Genomic DNA, 17,670 nt, shown 5'->3' with positions numbered 1-17,670 from the left:
CGTCGCGAGTAAATAACCGCTTAACCCTGCGAATAAGGCGTTGGTGCCAAGCAGCAAATCGCCGAATTTACAATTCGCGCGCGATTCCCGGCAGCGCCGGCACAAAGCGGACGTCGACCAATTCCTTGCGATCGAAGCCGCTCTCCGTGCGCACCACGCGGACCAGGGTCTGGGTACCCTGATGCGGCCCGACCGGGGCGATCAGGATGCCGCCCGGATCGAGCCGCTCCAGCAGCTTCTCCGGGATCTGCTCCATCGCCGCGGTGACGATGATGCGGTCGAAATCGCCGGCCCCCGCCGGGACGTCGAAACCGTCGCCGAGCAGCACCTCGATGTTGTAATAGCCCAGATTTTCAAGACGCTTGCGGGCACCGTCAGCCAGCGTCCGGTAGCGCTCGATGGTCAGAACCTGCTTGCACAGCCGGGACAGCACGGCCGCCTGATAGCCCGAGCCGGTGCCGATCTCGAGCACACGGTGGTCCTTCTGCAGCTGGAGCTGCTCGGTCATGTAGGCGACGACGAAGGGCTGGCTGATGGTCTGCCCGCAGGCGATCCCAAGCGCGCTATCGCGATAGGCCTCGTTGCGATCGCGCGGATCGACGAACACCTCGCGCGGCACCTCCTCCATGGTGCGCAGCACCGCCTGATCGCTGACCCCTCGTCGCCGCAGGGTGAGCTGAAACATCATCTTCTCGGTCGGATCGGGCTTCACGGCCATGTTCATCAGCGTCTCAGGGCGGCAGCGCGGAATCTTGCCTAGGCTTGATGCCATTGAAATCCGAAATACCGCGTTAAGGAAAAATTTCCCGTCACCTTTTGTTCCCGGTCAGGAACCGGAAGTCCGATTTCGTGTTGGCGCCAGCACGACAGCTTCCCATATAGTCGACGGCGACGCGCGGTTAACGCCCAGGCGCGCGGGGGGCTCTGGTCGTGCGGTTCTGGACGAATCCTGCGCAACACGTCAGTCAGAACGATCCGGCGATGCAACGTCGCGTGCTGGAAACCGACTAATTCCCAAACGTTTGCATTGCGCCTTGTAGTGTTATTTGCGAGCCTATTTCAGGGACGGGCAAGGATTCCATCATGACAGCGACACGGCCGGCGGGCTGTTCAGTTTTCCTCGTGGAGGACGAGGTCATGATCCGGATGATGGTGGCCGACATGCTGGAAGAGCTCGGCCATAGCATCGCGGCCGAGGCCGGCGAGATCGGCGAAGCGGTCAAGCTCGCGCAATCGACCGAATTCGACCTCGCGATCCTGGACGTCAATGTCAATGGCAAGGTGATCACCCCGGTCGCCGAGCTGATCAACGCCCGCAACCGCCCCTTCATCTTCGCGACCGGCTATGGCTCGTCCGGCCTGCCCCCGGAGTATCGCGATCGTCCGGCGCTGCAAAAGCCCTTCCAGCTGGAAACGCTGGCGCAGGTGATCTCCAGCGCGATGCGGAGCGCGCCGGTTTAACGCGCGCAACGGGGTCTGTAGCCCGGATGAGCGCAGCGACATCCGGGATCCAAGACTCAGACCCAGCCGGATATCGCTTCGCTCATCCGGGCTACGAGAACATCACTTCAACGCCGCGGTCAGCGTTTCCGAAAACGCTTCATCGGTGCGGTCGAGCCGCAGCGGCGTCACCGAGACGTAGCGCGCGGCAAGCGCGGCGAGATCGGTGCCTTCGGCCGGCGTGTCCATCATCGCCGCGCGCTCGAAGCCGATCCAGAAATACGGATTGCCGCGTCCGTCGTGACGGCGATCGATCTTCAGGAAACCCTGGTTGCGCTTGCCCTGCCGCGTGATCCGGATGCCCTTGACGTCATCGGGCATGCAGGACGGGAAGTTGACGTTGATGACGGTGTTGCGGGGAACGCCTGCGCCGATCACCTTGCGGATGACGTCGGGTCCGAATTTCAGCGCGGTCTCCCACAGCGGCGCGTTGCGCGTCTCGATCGAAAACTCCTGCGACAACGCGAACGACGGAAAGCCCAGGATGGTGCCCTCCAGCGCGCCGGCGATGGTGCCGGAATAGACCACGTCCTCGGCGACGTTGCGGCCCTTGTTGACGCCGCTCAGCACGAGATCGGGCAGCTTGTCTCCGAGGATGTGGCGCGCGCCCATGATGACGCAATCGGTCGGCGTGCCGCGCACCGCGAAGTGACGCGGGCTGACTTCGCGCAGACGCAACGGATCGTTAAGCGACAACGAATGCGACACGCCGGACTGGTCGAGCTCGGGGGCGACGATCCAGACGTCGTCGGACAATGAGCGTGCGATCTGCTCGACGACCTGCAGGCCGGGGGCGTGGATGCCGTCATCATTGGTACAGAGAATTCGCATCCGTCAAAGTGCCCCTTGTTTCGATCCAACGCGGGTTTCTTGGGCCGCGGCTCCTGATTTGATTGCCGTCTTAACCGGCTAGGACCGTGGAGGCAAACCCGGCCCCTGCCATCGCGCCGAGGCGATGCGCCATGGATGCACGAATCTGCCGCTGCCGGCGATCTTGCGGTCGAACACCGGCCAGGCCGGCCGCCGAACGGACGCGAGGCCTGATGGTGAGGGCGGCGGCGCCTCCGGCTCAACCGGCGCAGCCTGGCGAGATTCGGGAGGTTCGGACCTGATCGGCTCGGTCTCTGGAAGCTCAGGCTTCGGAGCCTCGCGTTTTGCAGGCTCGCCCCCGAGCGATTCAACCCCGGGCGATTCAGCCCCCCGAGCTTCAGGCCTGAGCGGCACGGCTGCGTCCGGGGCAGTCTGGCGGAGTTCCGGCTCGGACGGTTTCGGAAACTCAGATCTGAGCAGCTCGGCCCCGACGGGTTCGGTCTTGCCAGGTGCAGACGCGAGAGGTTCAGGTCTGGGCGGCGGCACGGGCGCCTCCTCGGCCGGCGTTGCCACGGGCGCGGCCGATTTCGATTTCAGCCTCGCCAGCAACTCCTCGATCGAAGGCACCGATTCCGCGTCACGCGGAGCGCGCGGCGCGGCGGGCGGCGCGGCCCGGACCGGAGCAGGTGGCGGCGCGACGTCGGCGGGTGCGGGCAGATCGGCCGGAGCCAAATAGGTGAACTTTCCGCGCGCGATCTCCAGCGCCTTGTCGAAGTCCGGCCTGTCGATCCAGGCCTTCGTTTGTATCTCGGTCACGCGCGCTTCCCACAAGCGCGCGGCCTCGATGTCGTAATAGCCCATCTGCTTCTGATTGATCAGCTGCAGACCGTGGCCCGTGACGGCCCATTGTCGACCAAGCCAGTGGATGTCCCGGTGGAGCGGCATCACACTGGCCCTCGCCTCACATGCCGTGCTCGATGACTTTGAGCCCGCCCATATAGGGCTGCAGCACATCGGGCACCGCGATCGAGCCGTCCTGCTGTTGGTAGGTCTCCATGACAGCGATCAACGCGCGCCCGACCGCCGTGCCGGAGCCGTTCAGCGTATGCACGAAGCGCGGCTTGCCGTCGGGGCCGCGATAGCGCGCATCCATGCGACGCGCCTGGAAATCCCCACACACCGAGCAGCTCGAAATCTCGCGATAGGCGCCGCCATCGCCCTGCCCCGGCATCCACACCTCGATGTCGTAGGTCTTCTGCGCGGAGAAGCCCATGTCGCCGGCGCACAGCGTCATCACGCGATAATGCAGGTCGAGCTTCTGCAGCACCTGCTCGGCGCAGGACAGCATGCGCTCGAGCTCGTCCTTGCTGGCTTCCGGCGTCGTGATCGACACCAATTCGACCTTTGTAAACTGGTGCTGCCGGATCATGCCGCGCGTGTCGCGTCCCGCCGCTCCGGCTTCGGCGCGGAAGCACGGCGTCAGCGCGGTGAGCCGCATCGGCAGCTCTTTTTCATCGAGGATGGATTCGCGCGCGAGGTTGGTCAGCGAGACTTCGGCAGTCGGGATCAGGCCGAGGCGCTCGCTGCGCAGATCGGCATTCGGCGCCGACAGCAATTCGCCCTTGATCGCCCAGAACTGATCGTCCTCGAATTTCGGCAACTGTCCTGTGCCGAACATCACGGCGTCGCGCACCAGCAGCGGCGGATTGATCTCGGCGTAGCCGTGCTCGCCAGTGTGCAAATCGAGCATGAACTGCCCGATCGCACGCTCGAGCCGCGCCAGCCCCTTCTTCAGCACGACGAAGCGCGCACCGGACAATTTCGCCGCCGCCTCGAAATCCATATAGCCGAGCGCGGTGCCGAGTTCGTCATGCAGCTTCGGTGCAAAGCCGTAGTCGCGCTTCTTGCCGAACACATGGTGCTGGACGTTGCCGTGCTCATCGGTGCCGTCGGGCACTTCGTCGAGCGGCAGATTGGGAATCGACGACAGCTCCTTGGTCAGCTCGTCATCGGATAATTTCGCGGCCAGCTCGAGCTCCGGCATCGCGGTCTTGAGCTCGGCGACTTCGGCCATCAGCTTGGCGGCGCGCGCCTCGTCCTTGGCCTTCTTGGCGTCGCCGATCTCCTTCGAGGCCGCATTGCGCCGCGCCTGGGCTTGCTCGGATGCCAGGATCGCCGCACGCCGCTTCTCGTCGATCGCCAGCAGCGACGGCGACAGAGCCCCAAGTCCGCGGCGCTTCAGGCCGGCGTCGAAGGCTGTCGGGTTGTCGCGGATCGCTTTGATGTCGTGCATGGCAGTCGGGGTCCTAACGTCGCTCGGGCAGATAGCGTTGTATGCCAACGTTTGCGTTGTATGTTTCCACTACCACGACTGTCATCGCCCGCGAAGGCGGGCGATCCAGTATTCCCAGAGACGTCGGCGTGTCACCGAGAAGCCGCGGCGTACTGGATACCCCGCTTTCGCGGGGTATGACACCGAATGTGACGTGAAGACAGCCCTACTCGGCCGGATTGGTCGCCGATGGCGCCCCGGACGAGGTGCTCGAGGCCGCGGCCTTCTTCTCCACGATCCGGACCGCGATGATGGCGCCTTCATAGAGCGCGAGCAGCGGGATCGCGAGCGAGGCCTGGCTCAGCACATCGGGCGGCGTCAGCACGGCGGCGATGATGAAGGCGATCACGATAAAGTAGCGCCGCTTCTCCCTCAGCATCTTCGAGGTGACGATGCCGATGCGGCCGAGCAGCGTCAGGATCACCGGCAGCTGGAACGCGATGCCGAAGGCGAAGATCAGCGACATCATCAGCGAGAGATACTCGCCGACCTTGGGCAGCAACTGAATCTGCGCGGTCTCCGCGCCGGCGGTCTGCTGCATGCCGAGCGAAAAACGGGTCAACATCGGGAAGACCACGAAATAAACCAGCATCGCGCCCATCACGAAGAATATCGGCGTGGCGACCAAATACGGCAGGAACGCATTGCGCTCATGCTTGTAGAGCCCGGGCGCCACGAACATGTAGACCTGCCCGGCAACAATCGGGAACGAGATGAAGGCCGCCCCGAACATTGCGAGCTTGAGCTGGGTGAGAAAATATTCGAGCAGCGCCGTATAGATGAACTTCGAATTCTCCGGTCCCGCCACCCAGATGAAGGGCCAGACCAGGACGTTGAAGATCTGCTTGGCGAAGAAGAAGCAGATAATGAAGGCCACAGCGAAGCCGAGCAGCGCCTTGATCAGCCGCGAGCGCAGCTCGATCAGATGATCCATCAAGGGGGCCTTGCTGGCCTCGATATCTTCGGCGCTCATGACGCCCTCGCGTCCTTGAGCACGTCAGGCTGTGCCGGCGTCTCGTCCTGCGCAGGCGCCGGCTCGGACTTCACCTCGCTGGTGATCGCGAGCGGCTCGCCAACGGCGGCGTGCGTCTCGGCCTCGACGAAGGTTTCCGGCGTCGGCTCAGCCGGTGTCGTGGGTGTCACCGGCGCGTCGATCGCGGAGGCGACCTGCGCATCGACCGGCTTGTCGATCTGCAGGGCGTCGCTGACGTCCTTGTGCAGCGAGGTCATGATGTTGCCGCTGGTGATGCCGGTTGCGGCTTCCCTGACCTCGTCAAAACTCTTCTTGAGGTCGGCCATCTCGGCCTCGCGCATGGCTTCCTGGAACTGGCCCTGGAATTCGGAGGCCATCTTCCGGGCCTTGCCCATCCATTGCCCGACCATGCGCAGCACGCCCGGCAGCTCTTTCGGGCCGATGGCGATCAGCGCGACGACCGCGATGACGACCAGTTCACTCCACCCGATATCGAACATGAATTGTTCCGCCTAAGCGCGCCGCCATCGGCCCCATCGGTCCTAACAGGATCTGGGGCTGCCGGCGCCTTTTCTCATCGGCGTCCATAGCGCGTCTCTACGGCGACGTCACCGTTTCGCGCGAAGAAAAACGTCGAAATATGCGTCAGTACAAGCGCGTTAGACGGCCTTGCTGCCGACGTCCTGGCGCGCGGCCGACGGCGCCGCATTGTGATCGATCGCCTTGGTGGACTCCGGCTTGTCCGCGACCTTGTCGTCGTCCTGCATGCCCTTCTTGAAGGCCTTGATGCCTTGGGCGACGTCACCCATCAGGTCCGAAATCTTGCCGCGTCCGAACAGCAGCAGGACCACTGCGATCACGACGATCCAGTGCCAAATGCTAAGCGAACCCATCCTGCAACCCTCCAGAAATGGCCGGTGGACCGGCCTGAACATCGCCGGAAGTTAGGCCCCCGGGGTGTCAAAAACAAGGACCTCGGCCGCGGCAAATCGCTGTCGCGGCTACGTAATATTGCTAGGCTTAACCGGGAATATTCCGGGCTATTCGCCCTTCTCCTCGGCGCTGTCGTCATCGCCCGCGTGGTCGATGTGCTCTTCCGGCTCATCAGCGTCAGGTTCGGCCGTGTCGACCTCGGCGGCAACGTCCGCTTCGAGGTCGGTTTCGACCTCGGCTGTCGGTTCGAGCTCGGCAGTCCCAACCTCGGCAGCCTCAACCTCGGCAAGCGCTTCGCTCTCGGTCTTCGGTTCCTCGGCTTCCGGCTCGACGGCCGGCGCGAGCAGCAGTTCCAGCGTGTCGCCCGGCTCGAGCGGCTCCTCGTCCTCCCGCAGCGTCGCATCATCCGATGGCGACGGAACGGAAAAGCCGGTCGGCAGCCGCGAGTCGAGCAGGCCGGTGCCCTTCAGCTCCTCGAGTCCCGGGAGGTCGCCGAGCGCTTCGAGGCTGAACTGCGTCAGAAAGGCGTCGGTAGTTCCGAAGGTCAACGGACGGCCCGGCGTCTTGCGGCGGCCGCGCGGGCGGATCCAGCCGGTCTCCAGCAGCACGTCGATCGTTCCCTTCGACGTCACCACGCCGCGAATCTCTTCGATCTCGGCACGGGTCACCGGCTGGTGATAGGCGACGATCGCCAGCACCTCGATCGCGGCACGCGACAGCTTCCGTGTCTCGGTGCTCTCGCGCGTCATCAGCCACGACAGATCGCCGGCGGTACGGAACGTCCACTTGTTGGCGACGCGAACCAGGTTGACGCCGCGCGGCGCATATTCCGCCTGCAACTGCGCAAGCGCCGCCTTGATATCGACGCCGTCGGGCATCCGCTTTGCCAGCGTTGCCTGATCGATCGGCTCGGCCGATGCAAACAACAGGGCTTCAAGGAGCCGCAATTCCTCAGGACGCGCTACCGGATGATCCATAGGAGAAACCTCCTCCTCGGGCTCGTCTCTGCGCACTTCCGCCAAGCTTGCCATGGGCCTGCTCTCCTTCTTCCACTTACTCAACCGACAGGTCCGGCGCAGCCATTGCGGCCTGCGCTTGACGCTTTCGGAAATAGATCGGCGCGAACGCCTGCTTCTGGTTGATTTCCATCTCGCCCTCGCGAACCAGTTCGAGGGCAGCAGCGAAGCTCGATGCGAACACTGTCGCCTTCTGCTTGGGATCGGCGACGTAGTTCATCAGGTACTCGTCGAGGCAGCTCCAGTCCTCGGCAAGGCCGACCAGCCGCTCCAACGAGGCGCGCGCTTCGGCTAGCGACCACACAGTCCGCTTGGCCAGATGCACCGAGGTCAGCACGCGTGACGCGCGCTGCGTGGCATAGGCCGACAGCAGGTCGTACAGGGTCGCGGTGAACTTCGGATGCTTGATCTCGGCGATCGATTCCGGATTGCCGCGCGGAAAGATATCGCGCTGGAACTGCGGCCGGTTCATCAGCCGGTTCGCAGCCTCGCGGATTGCCTCCAGGCGGCGCAGCTGGTTGGCGAGCGCGGTCGCCATTTCCTCGGCGCTCGGCCCCTCCGCAGTCGGCGGTTCGGGCAGCAGGAGCCGCGACTTCAAGAAGGCAAGCCAGGCGGCCATCACCAGATAGTCGGCCGCAAGCTCGAGGCGGATTTTGCGCGCGGCCTCGATGAACGACAGATATTGGTCGGCGAGCGCAAGGATCGAAATCTTCGACAGATCGACCTTCTGCTGTCGCGCCAACGTCAACAGCAGGTCGAGCGGGCCTTCATAGCCCTCGACGTCGACCACCAACGCCGGTTCGCCGTCGGCGAGATCGGCCGGCCGCCCGGTCTCAAACGATAGAATTTCAGCGGTCATGCCGTCCCTACCCGATCCAACAACGCATCCAGTTCAGCCCGTGCCGCCTGCCGGTCGAGCGGCTCAGGCTGCTTCCGCGCGGCGAGCACAGCCTTGGCCCGCTCAAGCGCCTTGCCGGCCAGTTCCGGCGTCTCCCGCGCGACCTCGCGCATTTCGTCGATATTGCCGTTGCAGTGCAGAACCATGTCGCAACCGGCGTTGACGATGGCGCGGGTCCGTTCGGCAATTGATCCGGCCAGCGCATTCATCGACACGTCATCACTCATCAACAAACCTTGGAACCCGATCAGGCCGCGAATCACCTGTTCGATGATTGTCGCAGAAGTCGTTGCCGGATGGACGGGGTCCAGCGCGCTAAACACAACATGTGCGGTCATCGCCATCGGCAGGTCCGCCAGCGGCCGAAACGCGGCAAAATCGGTCCGTTCCAGCTCTAATCTCGCGGTATCGACCGTCGGAAGGCGGAAATGGCTGTCCGCGGTGGCGCGGCCATGGCCGGGAATGTGCTTGAGAACCGGCAGCACGCCGCCCTGTTCCAGCCCGTCCGTGACCGCACGCGCGATCGCCGCGACCTTGCCCGGCTCGGTTCCATAGGCCCGGTTGCCGATCACCGCATCCGCGCCGGCCACCGGAACGTCGGCCAATGGGAGGCAATCGACGGTGATTCCGATGTCGATCAGGTCGGCCGCAATCAGCCGCGAGCTGAGCCGGGCCGCTGTCAGGCCTAGCTTCGGATCGATGTCGTAGAGCGCGCTGAAGCTCGCGCCCGGCGGATAGACTGGCCAATGCGGCGGGCCGAGCCGCTGCACCCGGCCACCCTCCTGGTCGATCAGGACCGGGGCATCGGCCATGCCGACCGCCGACCTGAGTTCCCTAACAAGAGCCGCCACTTGGGCAGGACTCTCGATGTTGCGCTTGAACAGGATGAAGCCCCATGGACGCTCGGCGCGAATGAATTCGCGTTCAGCGTCGTTGAGGACCAGCCCGGATGTGCCCGTGATGAATGCGCGGTTCGCCATTCGGCCGATTAGGCCGTATGCAGCTCACGGGTCAAGGAAACGGCAGTTAATTTCTTTGGATGAGGCACTGCGGCCCACCAGCCGACATCAGGCTCCGGCACACTTGGTTCGCCTCTTCCGACGACGCGAACGGACCGGCAAAGGCGCGGTAGTAGACGCCCTTCTCACCGAGATCGACGCGTTTCACCACCAAAGGCTGCGAGCCGAGCACGCTGCGATACTTGCCTTGCAGCGTCCGATAGGACGACTGCGCGTCCGCCTCGTTCTTCTGCGACGACACCTGAACCAGATATCCACCGCCACCAACCGAGGCAGTCGAGGTCGACGCCACCCGGGTCGGAGGCGCGGCCGGAGCCGCGTCGGCCTGCCCGGGAGCCAGCGACATTGGCGCGTTCACGCTGGCGTTGGCCGCAGCCGGATTACCACGCGACACCGGTGGCTTCGCCGCGGTCGGAGGTTTCGCCGGCACGGCGGCCGTGGCTTGCGTGCCATCGGGCGAATCGCCCTTGACCGCGAGCGTGCGAACCTTGCGCGGCTCGTTGTTCGGCAGCGTCCCGTTCGCGGTGATCGGCGCCGGCGCGGGTTGCGCGGTCTGCACACTGGCCACCGGCGGCGGATTCGCATTCGCATTGAGCGCCGGAAACACGACGCGCGGTCCGGCGGTCTTCGAATTGACGTCGACCGGCGTCTCTTCACGCGACACGATCTTCTCGGTGCCGTCACCCGCTGCCATGCGATCCGGTGTCTTGGCCGGCGCATCGGCCTGGGCCGGGATCACCTTGGTCGGCGTGTTGTCGGCCTTGATGATCGGCGGCTCGCCGCTGCGGGGCGAGCCGACATAGGTCCGGTAGGCGTACGCGCCACCGACGCCGAACACGCCAAGCGCCAGCACCGCAGCGACCGTCATCAGGCCGCTGCTCCGTCGGCGCGGTTCAGGCTCTTCTTCGTCGGCTTCATACGCATAGGGATCGTCCGGATAGGACGGATCGCGCTGCAAATCCTGTTCGCCGGCTTCCAGCTGGCCGTAGAGCGCCTCGTCATAGCGCGACGGATCGTGGCTCTGATCGCCGCTCTGATAAGGCGGCTCGTCGTCAAAGGCCTCAGGTTGTCTGGGGCGCTCGACCGGCCGATAGGTCGCGACCGGTTCGGGCGCAGGCGGCTGCGCCTGCTGGGCCGCATAGCGGTGCAACGGATGCACCGGCTTCGGCTGGTAGTCCTGTTCGGGTTCTTCGTACTCGGTGTGCTGCACGGGCGGCGGAGCCACGGTCTCCTGCCGCGCGCGCTGCATCCAAGGCGGCGGGCCCGCGGGCGCCGCATCCTCGTCCTCGGCCTGCGCATCATAGTGTTGCGGACGCGCGTTGGCGCGCGACTGCAACGGACGCGGCGGCGGCTTGTTCGCGGCGCCAAATGGATCCGTCTGGCCGATCAGCCGGGCCAGTTCGGCGAGCGGATCGCTCTCGGCCCTGGGTGCCGCGTCGGTGGAAAAAAGTCGGTCCTGATATCGATCAGCCATCGTGATGATGCATCCCCTTCGGGACAGCGCCAAGATCGCCGGCACAGCCGGTCCGAACGAGTTGGCCCCTGCCAGATGCCCTCACAAATCCCCACTCGTGAGGGCCTAATGCCCCTGCCTACCGCATCTCGGTCGGAGCGTGGACGCCTAGAACAGCTAAGCCCGATGCCAGAACCGAGACGACGCCCTGAACCATTGCCAGTCGCGCCCTCGTGATCTCTGCATCATTATTGATAATGAAGCGTAAATAGGGCAAATCGCGCCCCTTGGTCCACAGCGCGTGAAATTCACTGGCCAAATCATATAGATAAAAAGCGATTCGGTGCGGCTCATGTGCCACCGATGCAGCCTCGATCATCCGTGGATAAAGCGCCAGCCGCCTGAGCAGCTCGAGCTCGGCCGGGTCGGTCAACCGCTCGACCGCAGCGTTCCGCAGATAGGCCAGCCGCGCCTCGTCGGTCTCGGGCAGATCGGGAACCGCCTCCTCCCGCGCATTGCGGAAGATCGAATGGCCGCGGGCGTGACCGTACTGCACGTAGAAGACGGCGTTGTCCTTTGACTGCTCGATCACCTTGGCGAGGTCGAAATCGAGCACCGCGTCGTTCTTGCGGAACAGCATCATGAACCGGACCGCGTCCGAGCCGACCTCGTCGACCACTTCGCGCAGTGTGACGAATTCGCCGGAGCGTTTCGACATCTTCACCGGCTCGCCGTCACGCAGCAGCTTGACGAGCTGCACGATCTTGACGTCGAGCTCGGCCTTGCCAGCAGAGACCGCCTTCACGGCCGCCTGCATGCGCTTGATGTAGCCGCCGTGATCGGCGCCGAACACGTCGATCATGCTGGTGAAGCCGCGCTCGAACTTGTTGCGGTGGTTGGCGATGTCAGACGCGAAATAGGTGTACGAGCCGTCCGACTTGATCAGCGGACGATCGACGTCGTCGCCGTAGGCGGTGGCGCGGAACAGCGACTGCTCGCGATCCTCGTAGTCCTCGACCGGCTTGCCCTTCGGCGGCGGCAGGCGGCCTTCGTAGATGTCGCCCTTGGCGCGCAGGAAATCGATGGTCTCGGCGACCTTGTTGTTGCCGGACGTGATCAGCGAGCGCTCGGAGAAGAACACGTCGTGATGGATGTTGAGCGCGGCGAGATCCGCCTTGATCATCTCCATCATCATGGCGATCGCCCTGTCGCGCACGATCGGCAGCCACGCGGCTTCGCTCATGTCGAGCAGCTTCTCGCCGTATTCCTTGGCGAGCGCCGCGCCGACCGGCACGAGGTAGTCGCCGGGATAGAGCCCTTCCGGGATCGCGCCGATATCCTCACCGAGCGCCTCGCGGTAACGCAGGAACGCCGAGCGAGCGAGCACGTCGACCTGCGCGCCGGCATCGTTGATGTAATATTCGCGACAGACGTCGAAGCCCGCGAACTGCAGCAGGCTGCACAGCGCATCGCCGAACACGGCGCCGCGGCAATGGCCGACATGCATCGGCCCGGTCGGGTTGGCCGAGACGTATTCGACATTGACCTTCTCGGCCTTGCCGATGTCGCTGCGTCCGTAGGCTGAGCCGGCGGCCAGCACGGCGCGCAACGCGTCCGCCCAGACCTGCGGCTTCAAGGTCAGGTTGATGAAGCCGGGCCCGGCGACGTCAACGGACGCCACCAGCGCGTCGGCACGCAGCCGCTCGGCGATCTTGTCGGCGAGCTCGCGCGGCTTAGCCTTGGCCTCCTTGGCGAGCACCATCGCGGCATTGGTCGCCATGTCGCCATGGCTGGCATCGCGCGGCGGCTCAACCACCACGCGGGACAGATCGATGCCCGCGGGCCAGTTGTCCTCGGCAGCGACAGCGGCACAGATCGCGTGCACGCGCGCCAGCATGTCGGCAAAAAGGTGTGATGGTGCAGTGGTGTCGGCCATGGCAGGGCGCTAACGCAAATCCGGGGTCGAGTCAAAAAGCCTTTGGTGTTCGATCAGGGCAAAACGGTCGGTCATCCCGGCAATGAAATTGCCGATCCGCCTGTTCCGCGCGCTCCCGGTCTCCTGCACGCTCCCCTCGATCCATTCCGCCGGCAGGTCGCCCGGCGATTGCCGGTAACGCTCATAGAGATTGCGGACCACCTGCTCCGCCTCCCGCATCACAAGCATCACCCGCCGGTGGCGATACATCCGCCGGAACAGGAATGCCTTGATCGCCGCCTCCTGCTCGGCCACCTCAGGCGGAAACGCGATCAGCGGCGCGTTGTGGTGGCGCACGTCCTGGGCCGATTGCGGCTGCGCGGCCGCAAGCCGCCGGGTCGCCTCGTTGAAGACGGCGCTGATGAAATGCGAGATCAGCTCACGCACCAGTTCGGCACCGCGCCGGACCTCGTCGAGCCCGGGATAATGGCGATCGATCTCGGCGATGATCTCTGCGGTCAGCGGCATCTCCTTGAGGTCGTCGACCGCAAACAGACCGGCGCGGAGGCCGTCGTCGATATCGTGCGCGTCATAGGCTATGTCGTCGGCGAAGGCCGCGATCTGCGCCTCGAGCGAGGCATAGCTCCAGAGCTCGAGATCGTAGGTCTGGTTGTAGTCGGCGATCCCGATCGGAAGTCCGCTGTGGAGGTAGCGCCCGCTAGGTGCGCCGTTGCGTTCCGTCAGCGGGCGCGTTGTGCTTGACGATGCCCTCGAGCGACTCCCAGGTCAGGTTCAGCCCGCCGAATTCGGGGTAGCGATGTTCCAGCGAGGTGACGACGCGCAGCGCCTGCGCATTGTGGTCGAAGCCGCCATCATCCTTGAGGCAGTCATCGAGCGCCCGCTCCCCGGCATGACCGAACGGCGGATGGCCGAGATCGTGCGCCAGCGCCAGCGTCTCGGTCAGATCCTCGTCGACCCCGAGCTGGCGCGCCAATGCGCGGGCGATCTGCGCGACTTCCAGCGAGTGGGTCAGCCTGGTGCGATAATGATCGCCCTCGTGGAAGACGAAGACCTGGGTCTTGTGCTTGAGGCGGCGGAACGCGGTGGAATGGATCACCCGGTCACAGTCGCGCCGGAACGGGCTGCGGGTCCGGCTCGGCGGCTCCAAGACAAGCCGTCCGCGGCTGCGGTCGGGATCGCAGGCATAAGGCGCGCGGGGGGCAGCCATTCCGACCGACACGGTATTTTAGTCCTTATCCATTTGATTCCATGGTCCGACGCACTTAACTATGACTGAGGCGGCGGACCAAATGAATTGGGCATGACGCCGGGCATGATCCGATCAGATCATGCACAGATTGGGTTTCGGAGACCGACCATGACTGCTGCCATCACCGTCAGCGAACGGGCCGCCCGCCGGATCGGACAGATCCTCAGCAAGGAAGGCGACGGTGCCAAGCTGCGCATTTCGGTCGAGGGCGGCGGCTGCTCCGGTTTCCAGTACAAGTTCGACGTCGAGCGCACCCAGGCCGATGACGACCTCGTGATCGAGCGCGACAGCGCGGTGGTGCTGATCGATCCCGCCTCGGTCCCGTTCCTCGCGGGCTCGGAGGTCGACTTCGTCGACGACCTGATCGGCGCCTCGTTCCGCGTCGTCAATCCGAACGCCACCGCGTCCTGCGGCTGCGGCACCAGCTTCTCGATCTGACGCTTCCTCGCCTGACGCGACCTCGTGACGCGAGCCGGTAACCGGTTCGCGGGACACTAGGTTATTCCGCCGCGACAACTTGCGGCCGCTCGGCGTCGCCGCCCGCCTCCGCCTGCGGGTCGAGCTTGCGGCGCAGCCTGCGGTCGATGCGGTCGAGATAGATGTAGATGACCGGCGTGATGAACAGCGTCAGCAGCTGCGACACGCAGAGGCCGCCGACCACCGCGACGCCGAGCGGCTGACGCAGTTCAGCGCCGGCGCCCGCACCGAGCGCGATCGGCAGCGTGCCGAAGATCGCCGCGAACGTCGTCATCATGATCGGGCGGAAACGCAGCAGCGCCGCCTCGCGGATCGCGTGCTCGGCGCTGAGGCCGACGCGGCGGCGCTCCAGTGCGAAGTCGACCATCATGATCGCGTTCTTCTTGACGATGCCGACCAGCATCACGATGCCGATCATCGCGATCACCGACAGCTCCATCCCGAACAGCATCAGCGTCAGGATCGCGCCGATGCCGGCCGACGGCAGGCCGGAGATGATCGTGATCGGATGGATGAAGCTTTCGTAGAGAATGCCGAGAATCACGAAGGCCGCAAACACGGCGGCGAGGATCAGCACGCCCTGCCCGCGCAGCGAGTCCTGGAATACCTGCGCGGTGCCGGAGAATCCGGTCGCAATCGTCGGCGGCAAATTCGCGTTCTGCTCGAGCTCGGTGATCTTGTCGACCGCGTAGCCGAGCGAATTGCCCGGCGCGAGATTGAACGAGATCGTCACCGCCGGCTGCTGGCCCTGGTGGTTGATCTGCAGCGGCCCGACCGTCGGCACCAGCCGCGCCACCGCATCCAGCGGGATGGTCTGGCCGTTCGCGGTCTTCATGTAGAGCTTCGAGAGATCTGACGGATCGACGCGGAACTGCGGCTGCACCTCCAGGATGATCTGGTAGTCGTTCGACGGCATGTAGATGGTGCCGACCTGGCGCGAACCGTAGGCGTTGTAGAGCTGGTTGCGGACTTGATCGACGGTGATGCCGTACACCGCCGCCTTCTCGCGGTCGATGTCGACCGTCATCTGCGGGTTCTTGATGTAGAGGTCGGTGGTGACGTCGAGTAGGCCCGGAATCTTTTCGATCTTGTCGCGCATCTCGGGCGCCAAGCGGTACAGCGACTCGGTGTCGCCGCTCTGCATCACATACTGATACTGGCTCTTGGAGATGCGGCCGCCGATGTTGAGGTTCTGGACGCTCTGGAAGAACGCCTGCATGCCCGGGATCTCGCGCGCCTTCTGGCGCAGCCGTCCGATCACGACAGCAGCGTTGTCGCGGGTCTTCTGCGGCTTCAGCGCGATGAACAAGCGGCCGTAATTGGTGGTCGGATTGGGACCGCCGGAGCCGACCGTCGAATTGATGTAATCGATCGCCGGATCGGTCCGCATCACCTCGACCAGCGCCTGCTGGCGCACCTTCATTGCTTCGAACGAGGTATCGGTCGCCGCTTCCGTCACCCCGATCAGGAAGCCGGTGTCCTCCTGCGGGAAGAAGCCCTTCGGCACGATCATGTAGAGATAGACAGTGCCGCCGAGCGTCGCCAGCGTGACCACCAGCATCAGGGCCTTCTTGGCCAGCACCCAGTCGAGCGCCCATTCATAGGCGCGCAGCCAGGCCTCGAACATCGCCTCGAACGCCCGCAGCACGATGTTCGGCCGCTTGGTCGCATCATGCGCGCGCAGCACGCGGGCGCACAGCATCGGCGTCAAGGTCAGCGACACGAAGCCGGACACGATGATCGCGACCGAGATCGTGACCGCGAATTCGCGGAACACGCGGCCGACGATGCCACCCATCAGCAGCACCGGGATGAACACCGCGATCAGTGAAAAGGTAATTGAGATGATCGTGAAGCCGATCTCGCGGGCGCCCTTCAGCGCCGCCTCGAACGGCTTCATGCCGTGCTCGATATGGCGGACGATGTTCTCCAGCATGACGATGGCGTCGTCGACCACGAAGCCGACCGAGAGCGTCAGCGCCAGCGCCGGAATGAAGGTCGCCGACGCCGAGCGCAGAAACAGGAAGATCACCAGGATCACCAGCGCGATTGCAATCAGCAGGGTCTCCTCGACGTCGCTGACCGCCTGCCGGATCGAGACCGAGCGGTCCATCATGACCTGCATGGTCACCGAGGGCGGGATCGCGGCGCGCAGCGACGGCAATTTCGCCAGCACGGCATCGACGACGGCCACGGTGTTGGCGTCGGGCTGCTTCTGGATCGCGAGCACGATCGCCCGCTCGTCGTTCATCCAGGTCGCGATCTTGTCGTTCTCGACGCTGTCATAGACCTTGGCGATCTCGTCGAGCCGAACCGGCGAGCCGTTGCGCCAGGCGACGTAGATCTGGCGGTAGTCGGCCGCCTTGTCCATCTGGCCGGAGGCCTGCAGCGCGACGTCCTGCTTGGGCCCGTTCAACGTGCCGACCGGGGTCGAGGAATTGGCGCGCGACACCGCGGCGCGGATGTCTTCCATCGAGACGCTGCGGGCGGCCGCGGCCTCCGGATCGGCCTGAACGCGGATCGCAAACTTCTGCGCGCCGTAGATCAGCACCTGCGCAACACCCGGCAGCTGCGACAACGCCTGCCCGATCGTGATGTCGCCATATTCGTTGACCGCCGACAGCGGCAGCGTCGCCGACCCCAGCGAGACGAACAGCACCGGGAAGTCTGCCGGATTCACCTTCCGGAAACTCGGCGGAATCGTCATTTCGATCGGCAGCCGGCGCTGCGCGATCGTCAATGCCGTCTGCACGTCGAGAGCGGCGGCATCGATGTTGCGGTTGAGGTCGAACTGGATGGTGATGACGCTCGTGCCCTGCGAGGAGTTCGAGTTCATCGAGGAGATGCCGGCAATGGTCGAGAGCTGGCGCTCGATGATGCCGGCGACCGAGGCGGCCATGGTGTCGGCGCTGGCGCCCGGCAGCGTGGCGGTGACCGCGATGGTTGGGAAGTCGACCTTGGGCAGCGCCGAGACCGGCAGCAGGCGGAAGCCGAACACGCCGAATGCGATGATCGACGCCGTGATCAGCGTCGTCATGACCGGGCGGCGGATGCAGAGCTCGGAGAGCGTCATG

The 17,670-nt window shown here is 64.7% G+C and carries 14 protein-coding genes and 2 pseudogenes; 2 read left to right on the top strand and 14 right to left on the bottom strand.

All coding sequences use genetic code 11. The features are described 5' to 3' along the window. Nucleotides 1-67: 67 nt before the first annotated feature. Nucleotides 68-724 carry a protein-L-isoaspartate(D-aspartate) O-methyltransferase gene (locus tag ACVIGA_RS41100; RefSeq protein WP_375780932.1) on the bottom strand — a complete coding sequence of 219 codons (657 nt, stop codon included), beginning with the start codon at nucleotides 722-724 and terminating at the stop codon, nucleotides 68-70. Nucleotides 725-1,083: 359 nt separating this feature from the next. Between ACVIGA_RS41100 and ACVIGA_RS41095 the strand changes: the two genes are divergently transcribed. Then, the gene (locus tag ACVIGA_RS41095; RefSeq protein WP_375780931.1) at nucleotides 1,084-1,461 is read left to right on the top strand and encodes a response regulator; all 378 of its coding nucleotides are present in this window, start codon (nucleotides 1,084-1,086) and stop codon (nucleotides 1,459-1,461) included. Between the two features lie 102 nt (nucleotides 1,462-1,563). Here the strand turns inward: ACVIGA_RS41095 and surE are convergent, their stop codons facing one another. The 12 genes and pseudogenes from surE to ACVIGA_RS41035 all read right to left on the bottom strand — a co-directional run bounded on the left by surE (nucleotide 1,564) and on the right by ACVIGA_RS41035 (nucleotide 14,089). Further along, nucleotides 1,564-2,331: a 5'/3'-nucleotidase SurE gene (gene surE, locus ACVIGA_RS41090; RefSeq protein ID WP_456670510.1), complete on the bottom strand. Its 768-nt coding sequence runs from the start codon at nucleotides 2,329-2,331 to the stop codon at nucleotides 1,564-1,566. Between the two features lie 78 nt (nucleotides 2,332-2,409). Then, nucleotides 2,410-3,258, bottom strand: coding sequence for a hypothetical protein (locus ACVIGA_RS41085; protein WP_456670509.1), 849 nt, complete (start codon nucleotides 3,256-3,258; stop codon nucleotides 2,410-2,412). Between the two features lie 13 nt (nucleotides 3,259-3,271). Beyond that, nucleotides 3,272-4,603 (bottom strand): serine--tRNA ligase, encoded by a 1,332-nt coding sequence (serS, locus tag ACVIGA_RS41080; protein WP_456670508.1) that lies wholly within the window; start codon nucleotides 4,601-4,603, stop codon nucleotides 3,272-3,274. Between the two features lie 205 nt (nucleotides 4,604-4,808). After that, nucleotides 4,809-5,615, bottom strand: a complete 807-nt coding sequence (gene tatC / locus ACVIGA_RS41075) for a twin-arginine translocase subunit TatC (protein WP_375780927.1) — start codon at nucleotides 5,613-5,615, stop codon at nucleotides 4,809-4,811. Then, nucleotides 5,612-6,115: a Sec-independent protein translocase protein TatB gene (tatB, locus tag ACVIGA_RS41070; RefSeq protein ID WP_456670507.1), complete on the bottom strand. Its 504-nt coding sequence runs from the start codon at nucleotides 6,113-6,115 to the stop codon at nucleotides 5,612-5,614. The genes tatC and tatB overlap by 4 nt, the downstream gene beginning before the upstream one ends. A 159-nt stretch (nucleotides 6,116-6,274) precedes the next feature. Beyond that, nucleotides 6,275-6,508: a twin-arginine translocase TatA/TatE family subunit gene (locus tag ACVIGA_RS41065; RefSeq protein ID WP_050400528.1), complete on the bottom strand. Its 234-nt coding sequence runs from the start codon at nucleotides 6,506-6,508 to the stop codon at nucleotides 6,275-6,277. A 192-nt stretch (nucleotides 6,509-6,700) separates the two neighbouring features. Further along, nucleotides 6,701-7,579, bottom strand: a pseudogene (gene scpB / locus ACVIGA_RS41060) (SMC-Scp complex subunit ScpB); the annotation flags it as partial. A 22-nt stretch (nucleotides 7,580-7,601) separates the two neighbouring features. Further along, on the bottom strand, nucleotides 7,602-8,423 hold the full coding sequence (locus ACVIGA_RS41055) for a segregation and condensation protein A (RefSeq protein ID WP_097672191.1): 822 nt from the start codon (nucleotides 8,421-8,423) through the stop codon (nucleotides 7,602-7,604). Next, nucleotides 8,420-9,442: a beta-N-acetylhexosaminidase gene (gene nagZ / locus ACVIGA_RS41050; protein WP_456670506.1), complete on the bottom strand. Its 1,023-nt coding sequence runs from the start codon at nucleotides 9,440-9,442 to the stop codon at nucleotides 8,420-8,422. Before nagZ ends, ACVIGA_RS41055 begins: the two co-directional genes overlap by 4 nt. A gap of 46 nt (nucleotides 9,443-9,488) precedes the next feature. Then, entirely contained in the window at nucleotides 9,489-10,955 is a 1,467-nt protein-coding gene (locus tag ACVIGA_RS41045; protein WP_456670505.1) for an SPOR domain-containing protein, read from the bottom strand. Between the two features lie 118 nt (nucleotides 10,956-11,073). Further along, on the bottom strand, nucleotides 11,074-12,870 hold the full coding sequence (gene argS, locus ACVIGA_RS41040) for an arginine--tRNA ligase (RefSeq protein ID WP_456670504.1): 1,797 nt from the start codon (nucleotides 12,868-12,870) through the stop codon (nucleotides 11,074-11,076). Nucleotides 12,871-12,879: 9 nt separating this feature from the next. Continuing rightward, a pseudogene (locus tag ACVIGA_RS41035) lies at nucleotides 12,880-14,089 on the bottom strand (deoxyguanosinetriphosphate triphosphohydrolase). Nucleotides 14,090-14,227: 138 nt separating this feature from the next. On the opposite strand from ACVIGA_RS41035, the gene erpA reads away from it, so the two are divergent. Beyond that, nucleotides 14,228-14,557, top strand: coding sequence for an iron-sulfur cluster insertion protein ErpA (gene erpA / locus ACVIGA_RS41030; RefSeq protein ID WP_021081206.1), 330 nt, complete (start codon nucleotides 14,228-14,230; stop codon nucleotides 14,555-14,557). Nucleotides 14,558-14,618: 61 nt separating this feature from the next. Here the strand turns inward: erpA and ACVIGA_RS41025 are convergent, their stop codons facing one another. Further along, on the bottom strand, nucleotides 14,619-17,669 hold the full coding sequence (locus ACVIGA_RS41025) for an efflux RND transporter permease subunit (RefSeq protein ID WP_456670503.1): 3,051 nt from the start codon (nucleotides 17,667-17,669) through the stop codon (nucleotides 14,619-14,621). Between the last annotated feature and the right edge of the window lies 1 nt (nucleotide 17,670).

The sequence above is a fragment of the Bradyrhizobium sp. USDA 3240 genome (assembly GCF_054063295.1).
This window is presented reverse-complemented; position numbering and strand designations above follow the sequence as displayed.

Bases quoted from the DNA above. Each gene is read 5' to 3' on its own strand.
- tatC (WP_375780927.1), bottom strand. From the start codon at position 5,615: ATGAGCGCCGAAGATATCGAGGCCAGCAAGGCCCCCTTGATGGATCAT.
- erpA (WP_021081206.1), top strand. From the start codon at position 14,228: ATGACTGCTGCCATCACCGTCAGCGAACGGGCCGCCCGCCGGATCGGA.
- ACVIGA_RS41100 (WP_375780932.1), bottom strand. From the start codon at position 724: ATGAACATGGCCGTGAAGCCCGATCCGACCGAGAAGATGATGTTTCAG.
- argS (WP_456670504.1), bottom strand. From the start codon at position 12,870: ATGGCCGACACCACTGCACCATCACACCTTTTTGCCGACATGCTGGCG.
- ACVIGA_RS41055 (WP_097672191.1), bottom strand. From the start codon at position 8,423: ATGACCGCTGAAATTCTATCGTTTGAGACCGGGCGGCCGGCCGATCTC.
- nagZ (WP_456670506.1), bottom strand. From the start codon at position 9,442: ATGGCGAACCGCGCATTCATCACGGGCACATCCGGGCTGGTCCTCAAC.
- tatB (WP_456670507.1), bottom strand. From the start codon at position 6,115: ATGTTCGATATCGGGTGGAGTGAACTGGTCGTCATCGCGGTCGTCGCG.
- ACVIGA_RS41045 (WP_456670505.1), bottom strand. From the start codon at position 10,955: ATGGCTGATCGATATCAGGACCGACTTTTTTCCACCGACGCGGCACCC.
- surE (WP_456670510.1), bottom strand. From the start codon at position 2,331: ATGCGAATTCTCTGTACCAATGATGACGGCATCCACGCCCCCGGCCTG.
- ACVIGA_RS41025 (WP_456670503.1), bottom strand. From the start codon at position 17,669: ATGACGCTCTCCGAGCTCTGCATCCGCCGCCCGGTCATGACGACGCTG.
- ACVIGA_RS41065 (WP_050400528.1), bottom strand. From the start codon at position 6,508: ATGGGTTCGCTTAGCATTTGGCACTGGATCGTCGTGATCGCAGTGGTC.
- ACVIGA_RS41095 (WP_375780931.1), top strand. From the start codon at position 1,084: ATGACAGCGACACGGCCGGCGGGCTGTTCAGTTTTCCTCGTGGAGGAC.
- serS (WP_456670508.1), bottom strand. From the start codon at position 4,603: ATGCACGACATCAAAGCGATCCGCGACAACCCGACAGCCTTCGACGCC.